The sequence below is a fragment of the Enterobacter sp. LU1 genome (genome assembly GCF_008271405.2).
In the GTDB taxonomy this organism is placed as follows: Bacteria; Pseudomonadota; Gammaproteobacteria; order Enterobacterales; family Enterobacteriaceae; genus Enterobacter; species Enterobacter hormaechei_C.
Map to the genome: position 1 here is coordinate 3,777,979 of NZ_CP043438.2, position 25,538 is coordinate 3,803,516.

Here is a 25,538-nt window from a genome sequence, read left to right on the forward strand (position 1 = left end):
CATGCCCCCCTTAGTTCCGCTTCACTTTGGAAAGCGGATGGTCGGACGGATAGGTTGGGATTTCCGGCTTGTTGGTCCCCAGCATGACGCACATCAGCGCTTCTTCTTCGCCGTGGTTAAACAGGCCGCGATAGATGCCCGGCGGAACGGAGATCAGGTCACGTTCACGCAGCACGGTTTCGGTGTAGTTGTCGCCGTCCTGGATCATCAGCGTGATCTGCCCCTTGAGCATGAAGAACACCTCTTCCACGTCGTCGTGCAGGTGCAGCGGCCCTTCGCACTTCGACGGCAGCACCATGGTGGAGAAGGTAAAATGGTCCGCCTGCACGGTGTTGGTGTCGTTCGCCACGCCGGTTGCGCCGGTGCCGATGTAGCGCATCTGCGCCCGGCGGTATTTCGGGTCAAAATCGGCCTGGAACTTCAGCGCGTTCCAGTCGTATTTACGGCCTTCGAAGCGCGCGATACGCGACTCCACCCACTCTTCCATCGTCAGATGGTCAGGTTTGATGCCCGTTTTGTTGGTTACGGTTGAATCAGTCATGACACTCTCCTCAGTAACGTCTCAGCAGCGGCAGTAACAGGACGCAGCCCACCGCCGCCATTACCGCCAGAAAAATCAGCCCGGAATCCATGCTGTGGGTGAAGGCGATAAGCGCGCCCATCACCGCCGGCGACAGCGCGCCCGCAAAGTTTCCCAGCCCGTTGAAGATGCCGCCCGCCGTGGCGCTCACCCGGGGATGGGTGGCCTTCGCCAGCAGGGCGAAAATGTTGGGTGCGCCGGTGCCCCACATGAAGGTGCTGAAGCTCATCGCCGCAATGATGGCGAGCGGGGTATCGAGGTGCATCACCGCCGCCAGCCCCACTGCCGCCCCCGCCATCGAGATAAAGCAGGCCGCCGCGCGCTTATCGACCCTGTCCGAGAGCCACGCGCCAATCACTTCCCCCGCCAGCATGGCGATGAACGGCATCGACGACAGCCAGCCTGCATGCTCCAGATGAATGCCTTTGCCTTTGATCAGGTAGCCCGGCAGCCAGCCGTTGATGCCCCACAGGTAGGTCAGGAAAGCGATGTTAAAGATGCAGATGATCCAGAAGTGCGGGCTGACAAACAGCTCGCGCCGCGCCGCGCGCCGCTCGTCCCGGGACGCCTGCGAGGTGCCGGGTTTTGCCTCCAGGCGGATCCCGCGCAGACCAATGCGCACAAAGATAAGCACCGGCACGGTAAGCATGGCCATCACAAAGAAAGTGCTCTGCCAGCCAAAGGTGTTCAGCAGCCAGAGGGAGAGCGGGAAACCAATCGCCGCGCCCACCGGGGTACCCAGCAGCCACAGCATGGTGGCGCGTGCCTGTAAATGCTGCGGGAAGTTGTGACGTACGATGGCAAAGGCCAGCGGGAACAGCGGTCCTTCCGCCACGCCCAGCAGAATACGCAGGACGATCATCAGCGTGTAGTTATGGGTAAAGCCCATCGCCACCATCAGCACGCACCACACCGCCATCATCCCGGTGAGCAGGCGCAGCGGCGCGATTTTGTCGCCTAAACCGCTTAAAAACACCGATGAGAAGCCATAGCTCAGCAGGAAAGCGCTCATCAAAATGCCGAGACGCGTGGTGTCGAAATCAATGCCCATCGCCTGCTGGAAATGGGTATCCGAAAAGAGCGCCGCGATGCTGATTTTGTCGAAAAACGCCAGCAGCACGCAGGCCAGCAGCGACAGCGGGATGGCCCAGCGCACCGCTTTTTCGGGCGTGCGGGTCCCCTCACCGCTCGCCTCAACCGGTGCGGTGTTAGTCTCGAGTGTGGTCATCTCTCCCCCTACGGGTGCGGGTTAGCTATCGCAGTGACATCAGTGAAAAGGTCGGGTCGGCGAGCGGCACGTCGGACAGATCCCGCCCCGCCGCCATCCAGCGCTTCGCCAGCTTGACGGTACGCGCATCGTCGAACGCCACCAGCTGCGTCAGCCTCCCGTTGTCGTCCAGCGAGAAGTACAGCGTCTCTTCACGCACTACCGTTCTGCTGCCTGGCTGCGGAATGCCGAGGATCTGAATGTTGTGCTGGTATTGATCCGACCACAGCCACGGCGCGTCGTCATAGCCCGGCGCATCGGGGTTGAGCATCGCTTTCGCCGTCGCCACCGCCTGGTTCTGGGCGAAGGCCCAGGATTGGATGCACAGCCCGTAGTGATGGTGCTGGGCGACATCTCCTGCGGCAAAGATGAACGGATCCGACGTGCGTCCCTGGGCATCCACCACGATCCCGCGCCCGGTTTTCAGCCCCGCATCGCGCGCCAGCTCCAGATTGAGATCGACGCCGATCCCGACCACCACCGCATCAAAGGTTTCACGCTGGCCGTCGCAGTGGATAACCGGCAGGCCGTTATCGTCCTCCAGCTCCAGCGCGCCGCAGCCGGTACGGATATCCACGCCCTGCTCGCGGTGAAGGGCCTCTAAGCGCTGCGACACCTCGCCGCTCACCGAGCGCATGCACAGCGCGGGCTGCTGCTCGAACAGGGTGACCGCCACGCCGCTTTTGCGCGCGGACGCGGCAATTTCCAGGCCGATCCAGCCGCCGCCGACAATCGCCAGGGTTTGGCTTTCCGCCAGCCGCCCTTTCAGACGCTGCGCGTCCTGCCAGTGGCGCAGGGTGTAGACCTGCGGATGGCTGGCCCACGCCTGCGAAGGCAGGCGCGCCCGACCGCCGGTAGCGATTAAAAGGATGTTGTAACTAAGATGCTCGCCATTGCTAAGAACAACTTTTTTCTCATCGCGATCGACAGATTCAGCGCGCAGCGGCCGGTACCAGGCCAGGTTCAGCGCCTGCTGCACCTCGTCGCTAAACAGCCTTGGGAGCGCCGCGTCCGGCTCCAGCAAAGACGCTTTTGACAGCGGCGGGCGCTCGTAGAAATCCCACTCTTCTTCCGCTACCACGCAAATCTCGCCGTCGAAACCCTCATCGCGCAGGGTTTTCGCCGCCCAGCCGCCCGCCTGACCGCCGCCGATAATGACAATGCGCGATGTCATACCGCCTCCGGCTTTTTCTGCTGGCGGCGTGTGTCATGGTCAATCCCGCCTTCCACCGCCCACTCGGTAAAGGAGACCAGGGAATGCTCCAGCTCACGCGGCTGCCAGTTTTCCGTCAGGTAATCATCGTTGGTGTAATACTCAAACGCCCCGCCGGTCGGGCTGTTGACGTACCAGAAGTACGCCGACGACACCGGATGACGGCCCGGCCCGATAAAGGTGCTCCAGTCATGTTTATTCATCGCGATACCGCCGCCGATCACCTCGTGGATATCGCGCACGGTGAAGGCCACGTGGTTGAGGCCGCGCTTGCGGTTCGGCAGTTGCAGCAGGAACAGGTTGTGATGGCCGCCGCGCACGCCGCAGCGCAGGAACACGGCGCGGTTGATATAGCGGTCCGAGACCTGGAAGCCGAGCACCTCGCGGTAGAATTTCTCCACTGCCGCCAGCTCTTCCACGAAGAACACCACATGCCCCACGTTGATCGGCTGGGCGCGATCGTAAACCGGGCTGGGGGTGTCGATACGGCGGGCATCGCCCCACTGGTTAATCGGCTCGACGTTCAGTTCCACGTCAGTTTGCTGGGTCACCTGCACGCGCAGCGTCATGCCGTTCGGGTCCAGGCACTCCAGCGCGTCGCCCACTTCGCGAAAACCTGGCTGTTGTGCCAGCTTCGGGCGCAGCGCGTCCAGATCTGACTGGCTGGCAACCGCCCAGGTCATGCGGCGCAGGGTGTTGCCCGCTTCAAACGCGGGCGGCAGGTCGGGGCTGTCGATCGGGTTAAGCTCCACGCGCGCGCCGCTCAGGGTGGTGAAACGCTGGCCGCTGGCATCGCCCGTCAGGCCAAAATCACGCATAAATTTGGCGCAGTGCGTCAGGTCTTCCACACCAAATTCCAGCTTTTCAATTCCGGTTACACTCATCGTTCGTTGCCTCATCTGGCCCAGATTGGGCGTAAAACATGCCCGACGCAGTCAAGCGCCTGACGTTAACTCACTGATTTAACTGGCCTGTGACAAATACCCTAAGAAGCCAGAAATTTTATCCGCCGCGAGGCGAACCTCGTTTTGCAGGCGCTCGCGGTCGCTCTGCGGGATCTCCTCCGACGGCACCAGAATGCTGACCACCGCCGCCACGCGGCCGCTTCGGTCATACACCGGGTAGACGATGGAAGAGATCCCGTGGCGGAAGAAGGATTCGCCGATGACATACCCGCGGGCTTTGTCCTGCTGCACCATCTGCCACAGGGCTTCGCGGTCGTGAAGCTGCCCCGGCGTGTTGCCCGGCAGACGCTCATGCGGGAACAGCTGTTCGAAATCAGCGCGGGAAATATCGGTCAATAACATGCGGCCCAGCGAGGTGCAGTGCACCGGCAGGCGGGTACCAATGCTGACCTGGTTGATGCGCGACCCGGCGGCGCTGACGCGGGCGATGTAGATAATGTCGCGCCCGTCGCGGATCGCCAGATGGCTGCTGCACTGGCTCACGTCGCGCAGTTGCTCGATCACCGGCTGGCCGACCTGCGCCACGTCCAGCGAGGCGATGTACTCAAAGCCAAGACGCAGCACGTTCATGCCCAGCGAAAAGGTATTGGTGCGCGTGTTGCGCTCCAGAAATCCCATGTACTCCAGCGTCTGTACCACGCGATAGGCGGTGGCCTTCGGCATATCCACCAGCCGGTGCAGTTCGGCAAAGGTCAGATCGCGATGCTGCTCGCCAAAGGCCAACAGCAGCTGTAAACCGCGCTCTAGCCCCGGCACCAGATACTTCACTTCCTGATCGTTTGCCATCATCGCCCTACCTTAGTTAAAGACAAAACCGCCGTTGACCGGGATCAGCTGTCCGGTGATAAACCTCGACAGATCGCTTAACAGCCAGACCACGCTGCCGGTGACATCTTCCGGCTGCTGCGCGCCGGTTAACGCGCGTCCGTTTTCGTAGAGCTGATGCCGTTCGGCGGGGACATATTCCGTCGCCTCGACGCGGGTTAGCCCCGGTGCGATGGCGTTGATCCGGATACGTTTTTCCCCCAGTTCGCGCGCCATTGAACGGGTCATGGCAATCACGGCCCCCTTGCTGGCAACGTAGGCCATCAGGCGCGGCGCGCCCCACAGCGCGGTGTCGGACGCCACGTTCACAATGCCTGCCCCTTCGCGCAGCAGCGGCACGGCGGCGCGCGTCACCAGCCAGGTGCCTTTGACGTTGACGCTCATCACCCGATCCCAGAGATCCGGATCGTAATCAAGCATGTTTTTGCCGCCCACGCCCGTCGCCATCGCCGCGTTGTTCACCAGGCCGTCAATCTGCCCTTGCTCGCCAATGGCGCTGAACACCTGGTCGATAGAGTGCTGATCGGCCAGATCGATAACGTGCGATTCGATCGCATAGCCCTGCTCGCGCAGCCGGTGGGCACTCTCGGCCAGCTCGCCTTTGAGGATGTCGCACATCACCACCGCCGCGCCCTGCTCCGCGCAGGCCTGGGCAAAGTGGTAGCCCAGCCCGCGCGCGGCGCCGGTCACCACGATGCGCTTGCCGCTCAGCAGCCCATTCATCAGGCGGCTCCCTGCTGTGCTTCACGCATCGCCAACTGCTCTTTGGCGGCCTTTTGCATCATGCGGCGCAGGCGCGAGAGGCCAACGTCATGCTGATACAGGTATTCATGATCGCGCGCGTTTGGCGCCAGGCTCTCCAGCACCACGCGGTCCTGCTCCAGCACTTCCCAGTGCAGTTTTTCCAGACGGTTGCGGTACATGAAGCGCCACATATCGCGCTGCCAGCCCTGCACGCGGCGGATGCGCCAGAAGAAGACGCGGCAGTTGTCGTTATCTTCCGGCACCACCATGCCGACGATAAAGAAGTGGCCGCCCGGTCCGAAGCGCTTCTTGTACGGAATGGAGAGGCGCATCCAGCAGGTGCCGCTGTTGCCCAGCTCCACCCAGTCAAAATTGACGCCGCTCTGCCCTTTCTTCTCGAAAATAAAACCGGTTTTGGTCGGCTGGAGCACCATGTCGGCCTTGCGATCCCCTTCCGCCATCGAGTGCGACGAGGAGTGCAGATAGGTGCCGTGCATCGGGTCCATCACGTTTTCCAGCGCGTACTGGTAATTGCATTTCCACGCGGCGGTGCAGAGGAAGTTGCTGAAGTTTTCCGTGTCGGCGAGTTCATCTGGGAAGGTCAGTTCGTCCGGCTGCTGGTCCGCGGTGACGCCAAACCACAGGAAGATAGCGCCGTGCGCCTCCTGCACGTTATAGCTGCGCACGCACTGCTGGCCGACCAGCGGACATTTATCCACGGCGGGCACGTCTTTCACCTCGCCGTTGCCCGCCACCTCTACGCCGTGATACCAGCAGGCAATGCGGTCCCCGAGGTTCCAGCCCATCGACAGGCGCGCGCCGCGGTGTGGGCAGCGGTCCTCCAGCGCCTGCACCTGGCCATCTTTATTGCGCCAGACCACAATCTGCTCGCCCAGGCGGGTGATGCCCACCGGCGCAGACTGCACTTCCCAGCTCGCCAGCACCGGATACCAGAGGCCGCGCAGGCCTTTATCAAGATAGTTTTGTACGGTCGTCGTCATCACGTTGCCCTCAGTAGCCGTTAACCTGTAAGAATGCCTGGAAACTGGCGTCGCTCCACGGCTCGCCCTGCTGGTCGTGCATACGCACCGCGTTCAGCCCGCTTACCAGCTCCGGCAGGGTTTCAACGCCCTGCTCGAAGAGATCTTCCAGCGTCGCAATCAGCTTCACTTCCCAGCTTTCCGGCTCGCGGCTGCGGGTCTGCCAGATCAGGTTCTGGTACTCGCCCGGCTTGTGAATGGCGCCATTACCGCCCTCTGCCGGCGGGGTAAACTGGCGGCTTTCCGGCAGCGCCGGGTTGTAGTTCAGCGTGTCGCTCATGCCACGGTCTCCTCAACGAAGGTAATCTGAATCTGGTTTTCAAAGACCCGAACCGGGTATCGGTTGAGGTTGCGTCCTCCGGGGCCGTGCAGACACTGGCCGGTTTTGACGTCGAACACCGCCTCGTGCAGCGGGCATTCCACCTTGCCGTCTTCCACGAAGCCCTGGCTCAGCAGGGCATAGGCGTGCGGGCATACGTCCTCCAGCGCGTAATATTCACCGTCGATCAGGTAAACGCCGATCTCTTTACCGTCGACGTTGCCGCTAAAAGGGAAATCTTCCTGTACTTGTTCTGCGTCACATACGCCTATCCAGCTCATCACGATCCTCCAGGCTTTTGTTTCATATATGAAACTCTGTTTCTTATTTAATACGGTCAATATAAAAGCGATGAATGTTTCGTCAAGCGACAATGTGACGAATTTGTTAATCGATCGGCAATTAATTAACTAAGTGTGCAAGGGATCACGAAAAAATGCAGCGATATGAAATTTTCATTATTGCAGCGTGAGAAATACGTTTTTTTAATGGTCTCTTATTTTCAATAAAAGATATTGACTTCTTTTCTTTTTACTCTCTAAAAATAAATGAACGTCACCTCTTTCGCGTTTCGCCTGTGAAACGAAACTTTAATTTATCTTTAATAAACAAAGAGTTTCACAGGTGAACCATTTTAGCTCCGTGACAATCACATTGATGAAAAATATAAGTTACAAAAAACGTAAGGCGGACATGATGACGGCAAGATGGCAAGGCACGATAGCGCTTTTATTACTCATTATTATTTCCTACGTCGATCGGGTAAATATCTCGGTAATGATTTTAAACCCGGAATTTGCCGAACATTTTCAGTTAAATGAAAACAGAATGTTACAGGGCCTGCTCATGACCTGCTTTCTTCTGGGTTATGGGTTTTCCGCTTTATTATTAACGCCAGTTATTGAAAGCAAACTTCATTATCGGCAAGGATTATTAAGCAGCATTGCGATTTGGGCCGCGGTCTGCGCGGCTTCACCTTTGCTCGGCTCGCTGACGGGAATGCTCATCGCCCGCGTGATTCTGGGGATCGCGGAGGGACCGCTTTTTTCACTGAAAACGCGCTTTATCAGCGATAACTTTAGCGCGCAAGAGATCGGCAAACCCAACGCCGTGACCGCGCTGGGCGTCTCGCTCGGGCTGGCCGTGGGCTTTCCGCTGGTGACCTGGCTGATGTCGCATCTGGGCTGGGCCGGGTCGTTTTACGCCCTGGCGGTGATGAATCTGGTGTTGGGCGGCGGGCTCATCTGGCGTTTTCTGCCCGCGCCACACAGCCCGGTGAAGATGAAAAAACCGGGGTTTGTTCACACCTTCACGCTGGCCTGGCAGACGCCGCTGCTGGGCTGGATCCTGCTGGTTGAAATCGCCACGCTGAGCTATCTGTGGGGCAGCAGCGCGTGGCTGCCCGCATGGCTGCGTGACGAGCACCACTTCTCGCTGCACGCGACGGGCATGCTTGCGGCGGTCCCCTTCCTGCTGAGCCTGGGGTCAAAGTTTCTGGGCGGCGTGCTGCTCGACAAAATGCGGCCGGAACAGGCGCCGGTACTGTTTGTGGTGGGCGGTACGTTGACGGCACTCTCCGTGATCGCACTGATGCTCAGCCATCAACCCGCATGGCTGGCGCTCTTTATGCTTTCGGCTAACGTCTTCTGGGGGCTACAGGGAGCGGCTATTCCGGCGGTGATCCAGCATCACGCCGCGCGGGAAGCGGTGGGCAGCGCTTACGGCATAATCAATGGGATCGGCAATATCTGCGCGGCGTTTATTCCGCTGCTGATGGGGATGGTGATGAGATCGGTGGGGTCGGTCAGTTCAGGCTTTTCGGTGCTGGTCGTCTCGCAGGTTGTCACCCTGCTTGCCGGGGGAATGTTGCTGCTGCGCATGCGGCGCGCAGCAGCAATCAGCGCGTAAGGCTTATTCGCCTTTTTTCGCCGCCTGGATGTAGAGCATTTCCAGCGCCAGGGTCGCCGCGGCCAGCGCGGTGATCTCGGACTGGTCATAGGCCGGAGCTACTTCCACCACGTCCATCCCGACGATGTTCAGATCCTTCAGGCCGCGCACCAGCTTGATGGCGCGGTCTGATGTCAGGCCGCCGATCACCGGCGTACCGGTACCCGGTGCGAATGCCGGATCAAGGCAGTCGATGTCGAAGGTCAGGTAGACAGGCATATCGCCGACGATCTGCTTAACCTGAGACAGAATATCGTCCACGCCGCGATCGTTCACCTGGCCCGCGTCGAGTACGGTGAAGCCGTTGTCTTTGTCGAACTCGGTGCGGATGCCGATCTGCACGGAGTGGTTTGGATCGATCAGGCCTTCTTTCGGCGCGGTATAGAACATGGTGCCGTGGTCGAATTCACAGCCGTTCGCGTAGGTGTCGGTGTGCGCATCGAAGTGCACCAGCGCCATTTTGCCGAAGTGCTTCGCGTGGGCGCGCAGCAGCGGCAGGGTCACGAAGTGGTCACCGCCGAAGGAGAGCATGCGTTTACCGGCCGCCAGCAGCTTCTCGGCGTGCGCCTGCAATTTTTCGCTCATTTCACGCGCGTCACCGAAGGCGTACACCAGATCGCCGCAGTCCACCACGTTCAGGCGCTCGCGCATGTCGAAGTTCCACGGGAAGCGGTTGTGCTCCCAGGCCAGGTTGGTGGAAACCTGACGGATCGCCGCCGGGCCATGACGTCCACCCGCGCGACCGGACGTTGCCATGTCGAACGGTACGCCGGTGATCACCCAGTCCGCATCGCTGTCGTACGGCTGGAAGTTCATCGGAAGGCGTAAAAAACCAAACGCGTTAGATACCAGAGAGTTATCGTACTGATGACCTAAAGTGCTCATGTCCTGACCTCTTATAAAGTCGATACATTAAAAACAGATGAAAAAAAATCCCCTCCGCGTCGTTAAACCCGACGAGGAAGGGATTGATTCGTAAATCGCATATTGGGGCGAATTATCGCCGTTAATCCATATGGGTTCAAGTGAGTATAGCATTCTGCCGGATGGCGGCTTCGCCTTCTCCGGCCTACATTCGTAGGCCCGGTAAGCGCAGCGCCACCGGGCATCGGCGGCACAGCGGCCTGATGCCCTCACCCCGCCCCTCTCCCACAGGGAGAGGGAGGTTTTCTTACTCGTCTTCCAGATACGTATACCCGTACAGACCCGCTTCAAACTCTTCCAGGAACTGCTGCTGCAAGGCATCGTCCAGACCGGTGTTTTTCACCTGATCGCGGAACTGGGTGAGCAGTTTTTTCGGATCCAGCTGAACGTATTCGAGCATGTCCGCCACGGTGTCCCCTTCGTCGGACAGCTCAACCTCCACGCTGCCGTCAGGGAAGACAAACACGTCAACCGCTTCGGTATCACCGAACAGGTTGTGCATGTTACCGAGGATCTCCTGATACGCCCCCACCATAAAGAAGCCCAGCATTGGCGGGTTCTCCGGATCGTACTCCGGCATTGGCATCGTCGTTGCGATACCGTCGCCATCGACGTAGTGGTCAATTGCGCCATCGGAGTCACAGGTGATGTCCAGCAGCACGGCGCGGCGTTCCGGGGCGTGGTTCAGCCCTTCCAGCGGCAGAACCGGGAACAGCTGGTCGATACCCCAGGCATCCGGCATCGACTGGAACAGGGAGAAGTTGACGTACATTTTGTCCGCCATACGCTCCTGCAACTCGTCGATAATCGGACGGTGCGCGCGGTTGCTCGGGTCGAGCTGTTTCTGCACTTCGTGGCACATATTCAGGTAGAGCTGCTCGGCCCACGCGCGCTCTTGCAGGCTGAAGGTGCCAGACGAGTAGCCGACGTGAATATCGTGCAGGTCCATCTGGCTGTCGTGCAGCCATTCGCGCAGGGAACGACGCGTGCCCGGCTCGTGCATCTCCTGCCAGGTTTCCCACATGCTTTGCAGGGAACGTGGGGCATCGTCTGCCGGAGGCGTGGCTTCGGTGATTTCGCTACGCTCAACGCCAATGATGTTAGAGACCAGTACCGTATGATGCGCGGTGACCGCGCGGCCGGATTCGGTGATCACCGTCGGGTGCGGCAGGCCGTGCTCTTCGCAGGCATCGCCAATCGCCCAGATGATGTTGTTGGCATATTCGTTCAGGCCATAGTTTACCGAGCAGTCAGACTGCGAGCGGGTCCCTTCGTAGTCCACGCCCAGGCCGCCGCCCACGTCAAAGCACTGAATATTCACGCCGAGCTTATGCAGCTCAACGTAGAAACGCGCGGATTCACGCACCCCAGTGGCGATGTCGCGAATATTGGCCATCTGCGAACCGAGGTGGAAGTGCAGCAGCTGAATGCTGTCCAGACGACCGCGCTCGCGCAGAATTTCCACCAGCTGAAGCACCTGGTTCGCCGCGAGGCCGAACTTGGATTTTTCACCGCCGGAAGACTGCCATTTACCGGAACCCTGCGACGCCAGTCGCGCACGCACGCCAAGGCGTGGGATCACGTTCAGACGCTCGGCCTCTTCCAGCACGATCGCGATTTCGGTCATCTTCTCGATCACCAGATAGACCTTGTGGCCCATCTTCTCGCCAATCAGCGCCAGACGAATGTATTCGCGGTCTTTATAGCCGTTACAGACGATCACCGACCGGGTCATGCCCGCGTGCGCCAGAACCGCCATCAGCTCCGCTTTAGAGCCTGCTTCCAGGCCCAGCGGCTCGCCGGAGTGGATCAGGGACTCAATCACGCGACGGTGCTGGTTGACCTTGATCGGGTAAACGAGGAAATAGTCGCCGTTATAACCATACGATTCCCGCGCGCGTTTGAACGCGGCGTTAATAGAACGCAGGCGATGTTGCAGGATCTGCGGGAAGCAGAACAGTGCAGGCAAGCGCTGACCCTGCGCTTCACGGGTTTTCACCAGTTTAGCGAGATCCACGCGCGCTTCCGGGACGTCCGGATCCGGGCAGACACTGATGTGGCCCAGCTCGTTAACGTCGTAGTAGTTATTGCCCCACCAGGCAATATTGTAAGTGCGCAGCATCTTGCTGGCTTCCTGGGAGCTCATCGCAACCTCCTGCATAGAACGTAGTACACCCTGTTCGCCTGCTGACGAAGGCGAAAGCGAAGACATGTCGTCAGACATAGCGAACCTCAACTCTTTGTATTAAGTGTAAAACAGTTGACTACTATCGCAGCGTTATACGGCGATAACAACCCATTAACGGCTCCATTTCCCAGCAGAGTATGCTGAAATCCAGACCGTGCGACCGGTTTCTTATTCATATCATTGTAAAACACGTATCCGAACTCTGTATGACAAGGTTCGGCGAAACCACGAGAAAACTCCTGTATTAACAAGAGCGCCCTTGTTCAGTTTTCACAAAGCGTGACCGGCTCTGGAATCCTGAGAAGCACCGAGATGGGTATAACATCGGCAGGTGTTTAGACCAGAAGTGCGGGTGGGAATCAAATGCGCGCCAGAACGGCTGCGCTGAATGAGCGGAAAACGATGGTTCATTATCTGGTATCACCTCCACGGCCGCCTCTGCTGAAACGGACCACAAGCCAAAGCTAAAAGTTCACTGCTTAACCCGGCTGGAAGTGGCGACACGATGTGTTCATCGAGCGCTTATTTTATATGAGCCGCGCGCCGCGTTTTATACCGAGAAGGTCGCTAAAAAGCAAAACAAAAATGCGCAGGTTGCCAGCGTCGTCAGGAAAAATTTCCAGCCGTGTTTTCAACGCAGTGAGAGGTGAGTCAAAAAAAACTGGAAATCGGGTGAAGAAGTGACCTAAAATAGACGTCCAGATGTTAATCCATCCATACCGATTAACACTCAGACTGCCAGTGTCAAAATCCTGTAGGCCTTGGTAGAATTATCTCCTATGGCTATTCCACACAGCAGCTTGAGCTAACCAAATTCCTCTTAGGTGAAATAAAACATGGCAAAACACCTGTTTACGTCCGAGTCCGTATCAGAAGGACATCCTGATAAAATTGCTGACCAAATCTCCGATGCGGTGCTGGATGCGATCCTCGCGCAGGATCCAAAGGCGCGCGTAGCGTGTGAAACCTATGTCAAAACCGGCATGGTTCTGGTTGGCGGTGAGATCACCACCAGCGCATGGGTTGATATCGAAGAGATCACCCGTAACACGGTGCGTGAGATTGGCTATGTACATTCTGATATGGGCTTTGATGCCAACTCCTGCGCCGTACTGAGCGCGATTGGCAAGCAGTCTCCGGATATCAACCAGGGCGTTGACCGTGCCGATCCGCTGGAACAGGGCGCGGGTGACCAGGGCCTGATGTTCGGCTACGCAACCAACGAAACCGACGTGCTGATGCCAGCGCCGGTAACCTACGCCCATCGTCTGGTGCAGCGTCAGGCTGAAGTGCGTAAAAACGGCACCCTGCCGTGGCTGCGTCCGGATGCGAAAAGCCAGGTGACCTTCCAGTATGACGACGGGAAAATCGTCGGTATCGATGCAGTGGTTCTTTCCACGCAGCATGCTGAAGAGATTGACCAGAAATCCCTGCAAGAAGCGGTGATGGAAGAGATCATCAAGCCGGTTCTGCCAACTGAATGGCTGAGCTCTGCGACCAAATTCTTCATCAACCCAACCGGACGCTTTGTTATCGGCGGCCCAATGGGTGACTGCGGTCTGACCGGTCGTAAAATCATCGTAGATACCTACGGCGGCATGGCACGTCACGGCGGCGGCGCATTCTCCGGTAAAGATCCGTCTAAAGTTGACCGTTCTGCGGCGTACGCTGCACGTTATGTGGCGAAAAACATCGTTGCTGCCGGTCTGGCTGACCGCTGTGAGATCCAGGTTTCCTACGCTATCGGCGTGGCTGAGCCAACCTCCATCATGGTGGAAACCTTCGGTACTGAAAAAGTGCCTTCTGAACAGCTGACCCTGCTGGTGCGTGAGTTCTTCGACCTGCGTCCATACGGTCTGATTCAGATGCTGGATCTGCTGCACCCAATCTACCAGGAAACCGCAGCGTACGGTCACTTTGGCCGCGAACATTTCCCATGGGAAAAAACCGATAAAGCCGCCCTGCTGCGTGATGCTGCCGGTCTGAAATAATCGACTGCCAGTAGCTTAAACAGGCCAGCCTTTGTGCTGGCCTTTTTTATGTCGGGTGGCGGCTATGCCTTACCCGACCTACGGGTAGTGAGTTTTTGTAGGCCGGGTAAGGCGCAGCCGCCACCCGGCAATGTTTGGAACCGTTTACACCCCACTCTCTGTACCCCGCTTTCAGAATATTCTCTTTGCATGATCGCATTTCTTCTGCTGTTACATTCCCTTTCAGTTAAGTCTGAAATTTGTGCAAACGCGATGCACATCAATTAATTTACCTCTATATTTTCAAAGCTTTAATTATTTTTACGGTTACAAGTCAATGTAACCGATTACACCGTTGTGATTTGACTCACATATTTTTATGAGCCGCTCACCTACTCTTAATATCGTAAAAACTGATAACCCAACTGGAGGGCATAATGCCTGACAATAATAAACAGGGGCGTACGTCCAATAAGGCAATGACGTTCTTCGTCTGCTTCCTCGCCGCTCTGGCAGGATTACTCTTTGGCCTGGATATTGGCGTAATTGCCGGTGCATTACCTTTCATCACCGATGAGTTCCAGATTAGCGCACACACTCAGGAATGGGTGGTTAGCTCCATGATGTTCGGTGCCGCCGTCGGCGCGGTCGGCAGCGGCTGGCTCTCCTTTAAGCTCGGGCGTAAAAAGAGCCTGATGATCGGCGCGATCCTGTTCGTTGCCGGCTCACTGTTCTCTGCCGCTGCACCTAACGTTGAAGTGCTGATCATCTCCCGCGTGCTGCTCGGTCTGGCAGTGGGCGTGGCGTCTTATACTGCCCCGCTGTACCTGTCTGAAATCGCTCCGGAAAAAATCCGCGGCAGCATGATTTCCATGTATCAGCTGATGATCACCATCGGTATTCTGGGGGCTTATCTCTCGGATACCGCATTCAGCTACAGCGGCGCATGGCGCTGGATGCTGGGCGTAATCATCATTCCAGCCATCCTGCTGCTGATTGGCGTCTTCTTCCTGCCGGACAGTCCGCGCTGGTTCGCCGCCAAACGCCGCTTCCATGATGCCGAACGCGTGCTCTTACGCCTGCGTGATACCAGCGCCGAAGCCAAAAACGAGCTGGAAGAGATCCGCGAAAGCCTGAAGGTCAAACAGTCCGGCTGGGCGCTGTTCAAAGAGAACAGCAACTTCCGCCGCGCGGTGTTCCTCGGTGTGCTGTTACAGATCATGCAACAGTTCACCGGGATGAACGTCATCATGTATTACGCGCCGAAAATCTTCGAACTGGCGGGCTACACCAACACCACCGAGCAGATGTGGGGCACCGTGATCGTCGGCCTGACCAACGTGCTGGCGACCTTTATCGCTATCGGTCTGGTGGACCGCTGGGGACGTAAGCCAACCCTGACGCTGGGCTTCCTGGTGATGGCCGTCGGGATGGGCGTGCTGGGTACCATGATGCACATGGGCATTCACTCTCCAACGGCACAGTACTTCGCCGTGGCGATGCTGCTGATGTTTATCATTGGGTTTGCGATGAGCGCCGGTCCGCTGATTTGGGTGCTGTGCTCTGAGATCCAGCCGCTGAAAGGGCGTGATTTTGGTATCACCTGTTCTACCGCAACCAACTGGATTGCCAACATGATCGTCGGCGCAACGTTCCTGACCATGCTCAATACCCTGGGTAACGCCAATACCTTCTGGGTCTACGCCGGTCTGAACCTGTTCTTTATCGTTCTCACTATCTGGCTGGTTCCTGAAACCAAACATGTTTCACTGGAACACATTGAACGTAACCTGATGAAAGGTCGTCCTCTGCGCGAAATCGGCGCACACGACTGATCCTCCTGCGGGAGGCGCCTCTTGCGCCTCCCCGCTTCCCGCTTTATGCTCTGCCCCTATGAAAGCTCCCCGTCTCCCCATCGCCATTCAGCAAGCCGTCATGCGCAGCCTGCGGGAAAAACTCGCCCAGGCCAACCTGAAGCTCGGCCGCAATTATCCTGAACCGAAGCTGGTCTATCAGCAGCGTGGCACCGCGGCAGGCACAGCCTGGCTGGAGTCGTATGAGATCCGCCTGAATCCGGTGCTGATGATGGAAAACCAGCAGGCGTTTATCGACGAAGTGGTGCCGCACGAGCTGGCCCACCTTCTGGTGTGGAAGCACTTTGGCCGCGTCGCACCGCACGGCAAAGAGTGGAAATGGATGATGGAGGCGGTGCTCGGGGTTCCGGCCCGCCGCACCCATCAGTTCGAGCTGGAATCGGTACGCCGCAATACCTTCCCCTACCGCTGCCAGTGTCAGCAGCACCAGCTTACCGTCCGCCGTCACAACCGTGTGGTGCGCGGCGAGGCGACCTATCGCTGCGTTAAATGCGGCGAACCGCTGGTTGCGGAATAATCACTCGAACTTTCAGGAACTTTCCTGATCTGACTGATTGCATACGGGAACAACATTCGTTACGTTGCGGGCTCGTTTTGACACGGAGTGTAAGATGTCCCGTAATGTTTCTCTCGCGGTCGCTTTTCTGGCGACAGCGCTCTCCGGCCATGCTCTGGCCGACGGTATTCACAGTTTCTCTCAGGCAAAAACCGCGGGCGTAAAGATTAACGCCGACGTACCGGGTGATTTCTACTGCGGCTGTAAAATTAACTGGCAGGGTAAGAAAGGGGTCGTGGATCTGGGATCCTGCGGCTATAAGGTGCGCAAGAACGAGAACCGCGCCAGCCGAATCGAATGGGAACACGTTGTTCCGGCCTGGCAGTTTGGCCACCAGCGCCAGTGCTGGCAGGACGGTGGACGTAAAAATTGCGCAAAAGATCCGGTCTACCGCCAGATGGAAAGCGATATGCACAACCTGCAACCCGCCGTGGGTGAGGTCAATGGCGACCGCGGAAACTTCATGTACAGCCAGTGGAACGGTGGCGAAGGCCAGTACGGTCAGTGCGCCATGAAGGTCGATTTCAAAGAGAAAGTCGCCGAACCGCCTGCCCGCGCGCGCGGCAGCATCGCCCGCACTTATTTCTATATGCGCGACCGCTACGATCTCAATCTTTCCCGCCAGCAGACGCAGCTCTTCAATGCCTGGGACAAACTCTACCCGGTAACGGACTGGGAATGCCAGCGCGACGAACGTATCGCCAAAGTCCAGGGGAATCATAACCCTTACGTCCAGCGGGCTTGCCAGGCGCAAAAGAGCTAACCTACACTACGGCAATTCGCTTATATCGCATGACACATGGAATTTCTGACTATGCGCATCCCTCGCATCTATCACCCTGAACTGATTACCCCAGGCGGCGAAATCGCCCTGTCTGATGATGCCGCAAACCATGTAGGTCGCGTGCTGCGCATGGGGGCAGGCCAGGCGATTCAGCTCTTTGACGGCTCTAATCAGGTTTTCGACGCTGAAATTACGCTCGCCGATAAAAAAAGCGTGCACGTGAAGGTGCTGCGTGGCGACGTGGACGACCGGGAATCCCCGCTGCACATTCACCTGGGCCAGGTGATGTCGCGTGGGGAAAAGATGGAGTTCACCATTCAGAAATCCATTGAACTGGGTGTAAGCCTCATTACGCCACTTTTTTCTGAGCGCTGCGGCGTTAAACTGGATGCGGAACGTCTGAACAAAAAGATCCAGCAGTGGCAAAAAATTGCCATTGCGGCCTGCGAACAGAGCGGCCGCAACCGTATCCCGGAGATCCGCCCGGCGATGGATCTGGAGGACTGGTGTGCAGAAGAGGAAAGCGGGCTTAAGCTCAATCTTCATCCGCGCGCCAGCGCCAGCATCAATACGCTGCCGCTGCCCGTTGAGCGTGTACGCCTGCTGATTGGCCCGGAAGGCGGCCTGTCGGCTGACGAAATTGCCATGACGGCGCGTTACCAGTTTACTGATATTCTGTTGGGACCTCGCGTTCTGCGCACTGAGACAACGGCACTCACCGCCATTACCGCGCTACAGGTGCGATTTGGCGATCTGGGTTGAAGCAAAGCCTGACCCATAACCGGAGAAGAAGATGATTAAGCTCGGCATCGTGATGGACCCCATCGCAAACATTAACATCAAGAAAGACTCCAGCTTCGCTATGCTGCTGGAAGCGCAGCGTCGCGGCTATGAACTCCACTATATGGAGATGAACGATCTTTACCTGATCAACGGTGAAGCCCGCGCACGCACCCGCATCGTTAACGTCGAGCAGAACTACGAAAAATGGTACGAATTCGGTACCGAGCAGGATATTGCCCTGGCCGACCTTAACGTGATCCTGATGCGTAAAGATCCGCCGTTCGACACCGAATACATTTACGCCACCTATATCCTTGAGCGTGCCGAAGAGAAAGGAACGCTGATCGTCAACAAGCCGCAGAGCCTGCGCGACTGTAACGAGAAGCTCTATACCGCATGGTTCTCTGACCTGACGCCGGAAACGCTCGTCACCCGCAGCAAAACGCAGCTGAAAGAATTCTGGCAGAAGCACGGCGACATCATCATGAAACCGCTGGACGGCATGGGTGGCGCGTCGATCTTCCGCGTGAAAGAGGGCGATCCGAACATTGGCGTGATTGCCGAAACGCTGACCGAGCTGGAAACCCGCTACTGCATGGCGCAGAACTATCTGCCAGCCATTAAAGACGGCGACAAGCGTGTGCTGGTCGTAGACGGCGAGCCGGTGCCTTACTGCCTGGCGCGTATCCCGCAGGGAGGGGAAACCCGTGGCAACCTGGCGGCTGGCGGCCGTGGCGAACCGCGTCCGTTAAGCGAAAGCGACTGGGAAATTGCCCGCCGCGTCGGCCCTACGCTGAAAGCCAAAGGCCTGATCTTCGTCGGCCTCGATATCATCGGCGATCGTCTGACCGAAGTGAACGTCACCAGCCCGACCTGCATTCGTGAAATCGAAGCGGAATTCCCGATCTCGATCACCGGAATGCTGATGGACGCTATCGAAAAACGTTTACAGAAATAACCTGTGACAGCGCCTGTGTTTATCCCCATACTGGGCGCTGTCGCTTTTTAAACCAGGAAACAGTACCTCTGACAATGAATTTACAGCATCACTTTCTTATTGCCATGCCTGCTCTCCAAGATCCAATTTTCCGCCGCTCCGTGGTCTATATTTGCGAATACAACGAAGACGGCGCGATGGGGATTATCATCAATAAGCCGCTGGAAAACCTCCAGGTGGAAGGCATTCTGGACAAGCTGAAAATCCCTGCTGAAGCGCGGCTGCCGGAAATCCGTCTCGATAAACCGGTGATGCTCGGCGGCCCGCTTGCAGAAGATCGTGGCTTTATCCTGCATACCCCGCCGGTTTTCTCGTCCAGCATTCGTATCTCCGATAACACCGTCGTCACCACCTCTCGCGACGTGCTTGAAACGCTGGGCACTGCCAGTCAGCCTTCTGAGGTGCTGGTTGCGCTCGGCTACGCCTCCTGGGAAAAAGGGCAGCTGGAACAAGAAATTCTGGACAACGCCTGGCTGACAGCCCCTGCGGATATGAATATCCTGTTTAAAACCCCTATCGCCGATCGCTGGCGTGACGCGGCAAAACTGATTGGCATTGATATTCTGACCATGCCTGGCGTTGCGGGGCACGCGTAATGAGCGGCACCCTTCTCGCCTTCGACTTCGGCACCAAAAGCATCGGCGTCGCTGTGGGTCAACGGATCACCGGCACCGCTCGCCCGCTCACGGCGCTGAAAGCTAACGACGGCACGCCGGACTGGAACCTTATTGAGCGCTTGCTCAAAGAGTGGCAGCCGGACGACGTGATTGTCGGCCTGCCGCTGAACATGGACGGCACCGAGCAACCGCTTACCGCCCGCGCGCGCAAGTTCGCGAACAAAATCCATGGCCGCTTTGGCGTCTCCGTTAAGCTGCACGATGAACGTTTGAGCACCGTCGAGGCACGCGCTGGCCTGTTCGAGCACGGTGGTTTCCGGGCGCTGAACAAAGGCAGCGTGGATTCAGCTTCAGCCGTAATTATCCTCGAAAGCTATTTCGAACAGGGTTACTGAGCGCCGGGGCTACAGCCGCCCCTGCGCCCGTCGCTCCGCCAGACTCTGCTCAAAGTTCTGCATTCCCGCCTGCTGCCCCGTTTGAATAATGCCCGGCAGTTGCCAGGTTTTGCCTTCGCGGATCAGGTTTGCCGCCGCCGAGGTATTCACCAGTAGCTCATACAGCGCCACGCGCCCGCCCTGGACATCCTGAAGTAGCTTCTGCGCCAGGACCGCACGCAGGCTTCCCGCCAGCTGATTACGCACCGGATCTTTCTCCTGCGCCGGAAAGGTGTCGACCAGGCGCTCGATCGCCTGCGCCGCGCCGCGCGTATGCAGCGTGGCTAACACCAGATGGCCGGTTTCCGCCGCCGTCAGCGCCAGGCGTATCGTCTCGCTGTCGCGCAGCTCACCAAGCAGAATCACATCCGGATCTTCACGCAGCGCGCTGCGCAGCGCCTCGGCAAAGGACGGGCTGTGCTGGCCTATCTCCCGCTGCTGGATCAGGCAACGTTCGCTCTGGTACATAAACTCCACCGGATCTTCCAGGGTCAGAATATGCCCGTCCGTCTGGTGATTGAGGAAATCGACCATCGCGGCCAGGGTGGTCGATTTCCCGCTGCCGGTGGCGCCAGTGACCAGAATCAGGCCATTGTCATTGGACAGCAGCTCCGGGATCGCTCGCGGCACACCTAACGCAGAGAGCTGCGGGCACGTCAGCGGCAACAGCCGCAGCGCAATCGAAACGCCGTGCATATGCTTAAACGCACTGCCGCGCAGCCGCTGACGGCCTGCGAGGGTAACGGCAAAATCCACCTGCCCGTTTGCCCACCATGCGCCCTGCTGTTCGTCGTTGAGCCACGCTTTTAATAACGCCTCCACATCCGGGGGCGGAAACGGCGCAGGTTCAAGACGGCCTGACCTGCGCCAGCGCGGTGGCGAATCACTGCACAGGTGTAGATCGGAGACGTTATGCTTTACACTAAGGGCCACAATTTCTTCCACATCCATAGACTACTCCTCGGAAAATGAACGACATTGCGCATAACCTGGCACAGGTCCGGGACAAAATCTCAGCCGCGGCAACGCGTTGCGGCCGTGCTCCAGAAGAAATTACGTTGCTTGCAGTCAGCAAAACTAAGCCTGCGAGCGCCATCGCAGAAGCGATAGCCGCCGGTCATCGTGCCTTTGGTGAAAACTATGTGCAGGAAGGCGTGGATAAAATTCGCGCTTTCCGGGAACGGGGAAATACAGACCTGCAATGGCACTTTATCGGTCCGCTACAGTCGAACAAAAGCCGTCTGGTAGCAGAGCACTTTGACTGGTGCCACACCATCGATCGTCTGCGCATCGCTACCCGTCTGAGCGACCAGCGCCCTATGGAGATGCCAGCGCTTAACGTGCTGATTCAAATCAACATCAGCGATGAAAACAGCAAGTCCGGCATTACGCTGGGCGAACTGAAGGCGCTGGCGGCAGACGTGGCGGCGCTGCCGCGCTTAACCCTGCGCGGGCTGATGGCTATCCCGGCGCCAGAGTCAAGTTATGAAAGGCAGTTTGCCGTGGCACAGCAAATGGCTGTAGCATTTGAGGCGCTTAAGGCGCGCTATGACACGGTAGACACGCTTTCTCTGGGCATGTCGGACGATATGGAAGCCGCCATCGCGGCAGGCAGCACCATGGTGCGCATCGGCACGGCAATTTTCGGTGCGCGCGATTACCCCCAATAATAAGGAAACCTGAGGAACGCCATGAAGACGTTGACTTTCCTGCTTTCAACGGTCATTGAACTGTATACGATGGCGCTGCTGTTGCGCGTCTGGATGCAGTGGGCCCGTTGTGATTTTTACAATCCATTCTCACAATTTATCGTGAAAATCACGCAGCCCGTTGTGGGGCCGCTTCGCCGCGTCATTCCGGCAATGGGGCCAATTGACAGTTCATCTCTGCTGATGGCGTTTATTCTGAGCGTTATCAAAGCGATCGTGCTGTTTATGGTCATCACTTTCCAGCCGATTATCTGGATTTCAGCCGTTCTGATCCTGGTTAAAACCGTCGGCTCGCTGATCTTCTGGGTCCTGCTGGTGATGGCGATCATGAGCTGGGTAAGCCGGGGCCGTAGCCCGGTGGAGTACGCGTTGATTCAGCTGACTGAACCGTTGCTGCGTCCGATTCGTAGCCTGCTGCCTGCAATGGGTGGAATCGACTTCTCCCCGATGCTTCTCGTTCTGCTGCTGTACGTGCTGAATATGGGTATCGCGGAACTGTTACAGGCGACGGGTAATATGCTGCTGCCGGGGCTGTGGATGGCGTTATGAGTGCAGTTAGCCCCTGCGCCGACGGGCTGGTTTTGCGGCTGTACATTCAGCCGAAAGCCAGCCGCGACAGTATTGTTGGGCTGCATGGCGACGAGCTAAAAGTCGCCATCACTGCCCCGCCGGTTGACGGCCAGGCGAATGCGCATCTGACCAAATATCTGGCTAAACAGTTTCGCGTCGCTAAAAGCCAGGTCATCATTGAGAAAGGTGAACTTGGCCGGCATAAACAGGTAAAAATCCTTAACCCGCAATCTATCCCGACGGAAGTCGCGGCTCTGAAAGAACAGGACTAAACCATGCAGAAAGTTGTTCTCGCCACCGGTAACGCCGGTAAAGTGCGCGAGCTGGCCTCGCTATTAAATGATTTTGGGCTGGACGTGGTGGCCCAGACCGAGCTGGGCGTGGACTCCGCCGAAGAGACCGGCCTGACGTTTATCGAAAACGCCATTCTGAAAGCGCGCCACGCCGCGCAGATCACCGGACTGCCCGCGATAGCCGATGACTCCGGTCTGGCCGTGGATTTTCTGGGCGGTGCGCCGGGGATTTACTCCGCCCGCTATTCCGGGGTGGACGCCACCGACCAGCAGAATCTGGAAAAGCTGCTTATGGCCCTGAAAGACGTCCCTGACGAACAGCGTACCGCGCAGTTCCACTGCGTGCTGGTCTACATGCGTCACGCGGAAGATCCCACGCCGATTGTCTGTCACGGCAGCTGGCCGGGCGTGATCACCCGTGAAGCGGCGGGCAACGGCGGCTTTGGTTACGACCCGATTTTCTTTGTCCCGACCGAGGGAAAAACCGCTGCGGAACTCACCCGCGAAGAGAAAAGCGCGATCTCCCACCGTGGACGCGCCCTGAAACTGTTACTGGAAGCACTGCGTAATGGCTAATTTGCCGCCTCTGAGTCTTTATATTCACATCCCATGGTGCGTGCAGAAATGCCCGTACTGCGATTTCAACTCGCACGCGCTGAAGGGCGAAGTGCCGCACGATGATTACGTCGCGCATCTGCTGGCCGATCTGGATGCCGATGTATCGTACGCACAGGGACGTGAAGTGAAGACCATTTTTATTGGTGGCGGTACACCGAGCCTGCTTTCAGGCCCGGCGATGCAGACGCTGCTGGATGGCGTGCGCGCACGCCTGAACCTGGCAGTGGATGCTGAAATTACGATGGAAGCCAACCCCGGTACCGTTGAGGCCGACCGTTTTGTCGAGTATCAGCGTGCGGGCGTGAACCGTATCTCTATCGGCGTGCAGAGCTTTAGCGAGCCAAAGCTGAAGCGTCTGGGGCGTATCCACGGCCCGGAAGAGGCAAAACGCGCGGCGAACCTGGCAACGGGGCTCGGGCTGCGCAGTTTTAACCTCGACCTGATGCACGGCCTGCCGGATCAGTCGCTCGAAGAAGCGCTGGACGATTTGCGTCAGGCGATTGAACTGAACCCGCCGCATCTGTCGTGGTATCAGCTGACCATTGAGCCTAACACCCTGTTTGGTTCCCGTCCTCCGGTGCTGCCGGACGATGACGCGCTGTGGGATATCTTCGAGCAGGGCCACCAGCTTTTGACCGCGGCGGGGTATCAGCAATACGAAACGTCGGCGTATGCGAAGCCGGGCTATCAGTGTCAGCACAATCTGAACTACTGGCGTTTTGGTGATTATCTGGGAATTGGCTGCGGCGCACATGGCAAAGTGACCTTCCCGGACGGACGCATTCTGCGTACCGCTAAAACGCGTCACCCGCGCGGGTATATGGAAGGCCGCTACCTGGAGCGTCAGCACGACGTCGAGGCGGCGGATAAGCCGTTTGAGTTCTTTATGAACCGCTTCCGTCTGCTGGAAGCCGCACCGCGCGCGGAATTTACGCGTTATACCGGGCTGCCGGAGTCAGTGATTCGTCCGCAGATTGACGAGGCGCTGGCGCAGGGGTATCTGACCGAGTGTGATGAGTCCTGGCAGATCACCGAGCACGGCAAGCTGTTCTTAAACTCCCTTCTTGAGCTGTTCCTCGCTGAAAATCCTGAAGGCTGATTCAGAATTTTACATCCCGTTCTGCTGGCTGAGGGAAAGGCTGGCAGAGTGTGGGGATGGAAAAATCAAAACAACTCTGCAACAAATGACACCCGAAGAATTACGCCTCTGGTATTTGCTCAGAGGTCGTCGTTTCTTCGGGTATAAGTTTCGTCGTCAGATGCCGGTTGGGCCGTATATCGTGGATTTTGCCTGCTTTAAGGCGAAGCTGATTATTGAGCTGGACGGTGGGCAACATCAGGATGAGGAGAACTATGATTCACGTCGTACCGCGTTTTTGAATACGAACGGATGGGAAGTCGTACGGTTCTGGAATAATGAATTCAGGACTAATGAGGAGCAGGTGCTGATGGCTATTTTGCAACGATTGCAATGCCTGATGCCCTCACCCTAACCCTCTCCCACAGGGAGAGGGAACTGGTTACTCCCTCTCCCTGTGGGAGAGGGCCGGGGTGAGGGGTCCTTCGCGCAGAGGCGTTACTTCAACGTCCCCACCAGCGCCTTCCGGCTGTCTTCCAGAGACACCACGCGTTTACACACGTCTTTGCCGAACTGCTGGAAATCGGCTTCCTGATTCTTCCACTCGTTCTGAATCGAGGTTTGCAGTCCGCCCAGGCTACCCAGTACACCCTGCAACGGATTACCGCCACCCTTCAGCACCGCTTTGGCGCCCATCTCGTTGATGCTGTCCTGGAGAATGCCGCCCATCGCCTGGTTCACCAGCTGCTGACCGTCGGCACGCACCTGATCGATCGCCTTATAGTGGAACGTCAGGCCATCAGAGCGCGTCTCGATAATACGGTTCATCTGCTCTTTCAGCTGTTTATCCAGCTTCGTCAGGCGGGTGCGCATATTGCTGCTCTCCCCCACCTCTTTGGTGATGATTTTATCCAGCGCCACGCGGCTCTTTTCAACGCGGGTCAGCGCGCCATCGTTGATCCAGGGCAGCGCGGTACGCAACTCGGCCTGGTAGTCCATCGCCTGCTCGCGCTGAGCGGCCGTCAGGTTTTGCGGTTTGCCGTTAAAGGTCACGTTGCCATCCGGCGTAATCACCAGATTGCCATTCTCGCCCTTAACCTGCACGGTTTGCGGACTCAGCACCACGTCATCACGCGGGGTGACGCTACATTTATACTCCGCATGGGCGGTGGATCCGATTGCCAGTAAAGCAACAGCCAGCAACGTTTTGCGCATCTTTAACACTCCCTCAGACAAAATGGGC

29 protein-coding genes are annotated in these 25,538 nt (G+C 57.8%); 15 read left to right on the top strand and 14 right to left on the bottom strand.

What is annotated here, in order from left to right; genetic code table 11:
- Positions 1-10: 10 nt before the first annotated feature.
- From FZF21_RS18050 to FZF21_RS18090, 9 genes are all read right to left on the bottom strand, one after another.
- Complete coding sequence (locus FZF21_RS18050; protein ID WP_017382915.1) at positions 11-541, bottom strand: cupin domain-containing protein; 531 nt, start codon at positions 539-541, stop codon at positions 11-13.
- Between the two features lie 10 nt (positions 542-551).
- A complete protein-coding gene (locus tag FZF21_RS18055) occupies positions 552-1,808 on the bottom strand; it encodes an MFS transporter (protein ID WP_023314815.1) in 1,257 nt (418 codons plus the stop codon).
- Between the two features lie 25 nt (positions 1,809-1,833).
- The gene (locus tag FZF21_RS18060) at positions 1,834-3,021 is read right to left on the bottom strand and encodes an FAD-dependent oxidoreductase (RefSeq protein WP_047738310.1); all 1,188 of its coding nucleotides are present in this window, start codon (positions 3,019-3,021) and stop codon (positions 1,834-1,836) included.
- Positions 3,018-3,944, bottom strand: a complete 927-nt coding sequence (locus FZF21_RS18065) for a VOC family protein (RefSeq protein ID WP_015571827.1) — start codon at positions 3,942-3,944, stop codon at positions 3,018-3,020. The genes FZF21_RS18060 and FZF21_RS18065 overlap by 4 nt, the downstream gene beginning before the upstream one ends.
- 78 nt (positions 3,945-4,022) lie before the next feature.
- Positions 4,023-4,811 (bottom strand): IclR family transcriptional regulator, encoded by a 789-nt coding sequence (locus tag FZF21_RS18070; protein ID WP_003860053.1) that lies wholly within the window; start codon positions 4,809-4,811, stop codon positions 4,023-4,025.
- 12 nt (positions 4,812-4,823) lie between these two features.
- Entirely contained in the window at positions 4,824-5,573 is a 750-nt protein-coding gene (locus tag FZF21_RS18075; protein ID WP_017382918.1) for an SDR family oxidoreductase, read from the bottom strand.
- Positions 5,573-6,595: an aromatic ring-hydroxylating dioxygenase subunit alpha gene (locus FZF21_RS18080; RefSeq protein WP_006811913.1), complete on the bottom strand. Its 1,023-nt coding sequence runs from the start codon at positions 6,593-6,595 to the stop codon at positions 5,573-5,575. The genes FZF21_RS18075 and FZF21_RS18080 overlap by 1 nt, the downstream gene beginning before the upstream one ends.
- Positions 6,596-6,605: 10 nt before the next feature.
- On the bottom strand, positions 6,606-6,914 hold the full coding sequence (locus tag FZF21_RS18085; RefSeq protein WP_003860045.1) for a recombinase-like helix-turn-helix domain-containing protein: 309 nt from the start codon (positions 6,912-6,914) through the stop codon (positions 6,606-6,608).
- Positions 6,911-7,234, bottom strand: a complete 324-nt coding sequence (locus tag FZF21_RS18090; RefSeq protein ID WP_003860044.1) for a non-heme iron oxygenase ferredoxin subunit — start codon at positions 7,232-7,234, stop codon at positions 6,911-6,913. Before FZF21_RS18090 ends, FZF21_RS18085 begins: the two co-directional genes overlap by 4 nt.
- Before the next feature lie 415 nt (positions 7,235-7,649).
- Between FZF21_RS18090 and FZF21_RS18095 the strand changes: the two genes are divergently transcribed.
- Positions 7,650-8,861, top strand: a complete 1,212-nt coding sequence (locus tag FZF21_RS18095) for an MFS transporter (RefSeq protein ID WP_026094259.1) — start codon at positions 7,650-7,652, stop codon at positions 8,859-8,861.
- Positions 8,862-8,864: 3 nt separating this feature from the next.
- On the opposite strand, the gene speB is transcribed toward FZF21_RS18095, so the two are convergent.
- From speB to yqgB, 3 genes are all read right to left on the bottom strand, one after another.
- The gene (gene speB / locus FZF21_RS18100) at positions 8,865-9,785 is read right to left on the bottom strand and encodes an agmatinase (RefSeq protein ID WP_003860040.1); all 921 of its coding nucleotides are present in this window, start codon (positions 9,783-9,785) and stop codon (positions 8,865-8,867) included.
- A gap of 286 nt (positions 9,786-10,071) precedes the next feature.
- Positions 10,072-12,048 carry a biosynthetic arginine decarboxylase gene (gene speA, locus FZF21_RS18105; RefSeq protein ID WP_017382922.1) on the bottom strand — a complete coding sequence of 659 codons (1,977 nt, stop codon included), beginning with the start codon at positions 12,046-12,048 and terminating at the stop codon, positions 10,072-10,074.
- 8 nt (positions 12,049-12,056) lie between these two features.
- On the bottom strand, positions 12,057-12,188 hold the full coding sequence (gene yqgB / locus FZF21_RS18110; protein WP_057979949.1) for an acid stress response protein YqgB: 132 nt from the start codon (positions 12,186-12,188) through the stop codon (positions 12,057-12,059).
- Positions 12,189-12,848: 660 nt separating this feature from the next.
- Between yqgB and metK the strand changes: the two genes are divergently transcribed.
- The 8 genes from metK to ruvX all read left to right on the top strand — a co-directional run bounded on the left by metK (position 12,849) and on the right by ruvX (position 19,988).
- Positions 12,849-14,003: a methionine adenosyltransferase gene (gene metK / locus FZF21_RS18120; RefSeq protein WP_003860037.1), complete on the top strand. Its 1,155-nt coding sequence runs from the start codon at positions 12,849-12,851 to the stop codon at positions 14,001-14,003.
- A gap of 416 nt (positions 14,004-14,419) precedes the next feature.
- Positions 14,420-15,817, top strand: a complete 1,398-nt coding sequence (galP, locus tag FZF21_RS18125; protein WP_015571832.1) for a galactose/proton symporter — start codon at positions 14,420-14,422, stop codon at positions 15,815-15,817.
- A 58-nt stretch (positions 15,818-15,875) separates the two neighbouring features.
- Positions 15,876-16,373, top strand: a complete 498-nt coding sequence (locus FZF21_RS18130) for a SprT family zinc-dependent metalloprotease (RefSeq protein ID WP_015571833.1) — start codon at positions 15,876-15,878, stop codon at positions 16,371-16,373.
- 94 nt (positions 16,374-16,467) lie between these two features.
- On the top strand, positions 16,468-17,175 hold the full coding sequence (endA, locus tag FZF21_RS18135) for a deoxyribonuclease I (RefSeq protein WP_003860034.1): 708 nt from the start codon (positions 16,468-16,470) through the stop codon (positions 17,173-17,175).
- Between the two features lie 51 nt (positions 17,176-17,226).
- A complete protein-coding gene (rsmE, locus tag FZF21_RS18140) occupies positions 17,227-17,958 on the top strand; it encodes a 16S rRNA (uracil(1498)-N(3))-methyltransferase (RefSeq protein WP_045333606.1) in 732 nt (243 codons plus the stop codon).
- 31 nt (positions 17,959-17,989) lie between these two features.
- Entirely contained in the window at positions 17,990-18,937 is a 948-nt protein-coding gene (gshB, locus tag FZF21_RS18145; RefSeq protein ID WP_047738306.1) for a glutathione synthase, read from the top strand.
- 74 nt (positions 18,938-19,011) lie between these two features.
- Positions 19,012-19,572: a YqgE/AlgH family protein gene (locus tag FZF21_RS18150; protein WP_006811924.1), complete on the top strand. Its 561-nt coding sequence runs from the start codon at positions 19,012-19,014 to the stop codon at positions 19,570-19,572.
- Positions 19,572-19,988, top strand: coding sequence for a Holliday junction resolvase RuvX (gene ruvX, locus FZF21_RS18155; RefSeq protein WP_006811925.1), 417 nt, complete (start codon positions 19,572-19,574; stop codon positions 19,986-19,988). The genes FZF21_RS18150 and ruvX overlap by 1 nt, the downstream gene beginning before the upstream one ends.
- 9 nt (positions 19,989-19,997) lie before the next feature.
- On the opposite strand, the gene FZF21_RS18160 is transcribed toward ruvX, so the two are convergent.
- The gene (locus tag FZF21_RS18160) at positions 19,998-20,978 is read right to left on the bottom strand and encodes a type IV pilus twitching motility protein PilT (RefSeq protein WP_047738304.1); all 981 of its coding nucleotides are present in this window, start codon (positions 20,976-20,978) and stop codon (positions 19,998-20,000) included.
- Between the two features lie 17 nt (positions 20,979-20,995).
- Here FZF21_RS18160 and FZF21_RS18165 point away from each other — a divergent pair, with 17 nt between their 5' ends.
- From FZF21_RS18165 to FZF21_RS18190, 6 genes are all read left to right on the top strand, one after another.
- Positions 20,996-21,697, top strand: a complete 702-nt coding sequence (locus FZF21_RS18165; protein ID WP_047726777.1) for a YggS family pyridoxal phosphate-dependent enzyme — start codon at positions 20,996-20,998, stop codon at positions 21,695-21,697.
- Positions 21,698-21,718: 21 nt separating this feature from the next.
- The gene (locus FZF21_RS18170) at positions 21,719-22,285 is read left to right on the top strand and encodes a YggT family protein (RefSeq protein WP_015571838.1); all 567 of its coding nucleotides are present in this window, start codon (positions 21,719-21,721) and stop codon (positions 22,283-22,285) included.
- A complete protein-coding gene (gene yggU, locus FZF21_RS18175) occupies positions 22,282-22,578 on the top strand; it encodes a DUF167 family protein YggU (RefSeq protein ID WP_023304404.1) in 297 nt (98 codons plus the stop codon). The genes FZF21_RS18170 and yggU overlap by 4 nt, the downstream gene beginning before the upstream one ends.
- A 3-nt stretch (positions 22,579-22,581) precedes the next feature.
- Positions 22,582-23,175 (top strand): XTP/dITP diphosphatase, encoded by a 594-nt coding sequence (locus FZF21_RS18180; RefSeq protein ID WP_039269793.1) that lies wholly within the window; start codon positions 22,582-22,584, stop codon positions 23,173-23,175.
- A complete protein-coding gene (gene hemW / locus FZF21_RS18185; protein WP_017382926.1) occupies positions 23,168-24,316 on the top strand; it encodes a radical SAM family heme chaperone HemW in 1,149 nt (382 codons plus the stop codon). The genes FZF21_RS18180 and hemW overlap by 8 nt, the downstream gene beginning before the upstream one ends.
- Before the next feature lie 85 nt (positions 24,317-24,401).
- Entirely contained in the window at positions 24,402-24,710 is a 309-nt protein-coding gene (locus FZF21_RS18190) for an endonuclease domain-containing protein (protein WP_047729422.1), read from the top strand.
- A gap of 83 nt (positions 24,711-24,793) precedes the next feature.
- Here FZF21_RS18190 and FZF21_RS18195 read toward each other — a convergent pair whose 3' ends face one another.
- Positions 24,794-25,510: a DUF2884 domain-containing protein gene (locus FZF21_RS18195; protein ID WP_003862419.1), complete on the bottom strand. Its 717-nt coding sequence runs from the start codon at positions 25,508-25,510 to the stop codon at positions 24,794-24,796.
- Positions 25,511-25,538 lie beyond the last annotated feature (28 nt).

Bases quoted from the DNA above. Each gene is read 5' to 3' on its own strand.
- FZF21_RS18050 (WP_017382915.1), bottom strand. From the start codon at position 541: ATGACTGATTCAACCGTAACCAACAAAACGGGCATCAAACCTGACCAT.
- FZF21_RS18055 (WP_023314815.1), bottom strand. From the start codon at position 1,808: ATGACCACACTCGAGACTAACACCGCACCGGTTGAGGCGAGCGGTGAG.
- FZF21_RS18060 (WP_047738310.1), bottom strand. From the start codon at position 3,021: ATGACATCGCGCATTGTCATTATCGGCGGCGGTCAGGCGGGCGGCTGG.
- FZF21_RS18065 (WP_015571827.1), bottom strand. From the start codon at position 3,944: ATGAGTGTAACCGGAATTGAAAAGCTGGAATTTGGTGTGGAAGACCTG.
- FZF21_RS18070 (WP_003860053.1), bottom strand. From the start codon at position 4,811: ATGGCAAACGATCAGGAAGTGAAGTATCTGGTGCCGGGGCTAGAGCGC.
- FZF21_RS18075 (WP_017382918.1), bottom strand. From the start codon at position 5,573: ATGAATGGGCTGCTGAGCGGCAAGCGCATCGTGGTGACCGGCGCCGCG.
- FZF21_RS18080 (WP_006811913.1), bottom strand. From the start codon at position 6,595: ATGACGACGACCGTACAAAACTATCTTGATAAAGGCCTGCGCGGCCTC.
- FZF21_RS18085 (WP_003860045.1), bottom strand. From the start codon at position 6,914: ATGAGCGACACGCTGAACTACAACCCGGCGCTGCCGGAAAGCCGCCAG.
- FZF21_RS18090 (WP_003860044.1), bottom strand. From the start codon at position 7,234: ATGAGCTGGATAGGCGTATGTGACGCAGAACAAGTACAGGAAGATTTC.
- FZF21_RS18095 (WP_026094259.1), top strand. From the start codon at position 7,650: ATGACGGCAAGATGGCAAGGCACGATAGCGCTTTTATTACTCATTATT.
- speB (WP_003860040.1), bottom strand. From the start codon at position 9,785: ATGAGCACTTTAGGTCATCAGTACGATAACTCTCTGGTATCTAACGCG.
- speA (WP_017382922.1), bottom strand. From the start codon at position 12,048: ATGTCTGACGACATGTCTTCGCTTTCGCCTTCGTCAGCAGGCGAACAG.
- yqgB (WP_057979949.1), bottom strand. From the start codon at position 12,188: ATGAATAAGAAACCGGTCGCACGGTCTGGATTTCAGCATACTCTGCTG.
- metK (WP_003860037.1), top strand. From the start codon at position 12,849: ATGGCAAAACACCTGTTTACGTCCGAGTCCGTATCAGAAGGACATCCT.
- galP (WP_015571832.1), top strand. From the start codon at position 14,420: ATGCCTGACAATAATAAACAGGGGCGTACGTCCAATAAGGCAATGACG.
- FZF21_RS18130 (WP_015571833.1), top strand. From the start codon at position 15,876: ATGAAAGCTCCCCGTCTCCCCATCGCCATTCAGCAAGCCGTCATGCGC.
- endA (WP_003860034.1), top strand. From the start codon at position 16,468: ATGTCCCGTAATGTTTCTCTCGCGGTCGCTTTTCTGGCGACAGCGCTC.
- rsmE (WP_045333606.1), top strand. From the start codon at position 17,227: ATGCGCATCCCTCGCATCTATCACCCTGAACTGATTACCCCAGGCGGC.
- gshB (WP_047738306.1), top strand. From the start codon at position 17,990: ATGATTAAGCTCGGCATCGTGATGGACCCCATCGCAAACATTAACATC.
- FZF21_RS18150 (WP_006811924.1), top strand. From the start codon at position 19,012: ATGAATTTACAGCATCACTTTCTTATTGCCATGCCTGCTCTCCAAGAT.
- ruvX (WP_006811925.1), top strand. From the start codon at position 19,572: ATGAGCGGCACCCTTCTCGCCTTCGACTTCGGCACCAAAAGCATCGGC.
- FZF21_RS18160 (WP_047738304.1), bottom strand. From the start codon at position 20,978: ATGGATGTGGAAGAAATTGTGGCCCTTAGTGTAAAGCATAACGTCTCC.
- FZF21_RS18165 (WP_047726777.1), top strand. From the start codon at position 20,996: ATGAACGACATTGCGCATAACCTGGCACAGGTCCGGGACAAAATCTCA.
- FZF21_RS18170 (WP_015571838.1), top strand. From the start codon at position 21,719: ATGAAGACGTTGACTTTCCTGCTTTCAACGGTCATTGAACTGTATACG.
- yggU (WP_023304404.1), top strand. From the start codon at position 22,282: ATGAGTGCAGTTAGCCCCTGCGCCGACGGGCTGGTTTTGCGGCTGTAC.
- FZF21_RS18180 (WP_039269793.1), top strand. From the start codon at position 22,582: ATGCAGAAAGTTGTTCTCGCCACCGGTAACGCCGGTAAAGTGCGCGAG.
- hemW (WP_017382926.1), top strand. From the start codon at position 23,168: ATGGCTAATTTGCCGCCTCTGAGTCTTTATATTCACATCCCATGGTGC.
- FZF21_RS18190 (WP_047729422.1), top strand. From the start codon at position 24,402: ATGACACCCGAAGAATTACGCCTCTGGTATTTGCTCAGAGGTCGTCGT.
- FZF21_RS18195 (WP_003862419.1), bottom strand. From the start codon at position 25,510: ATGCGCAAAACGTTGCTGGCTGTTGCTTTACTGGCAATCGGATCCACC.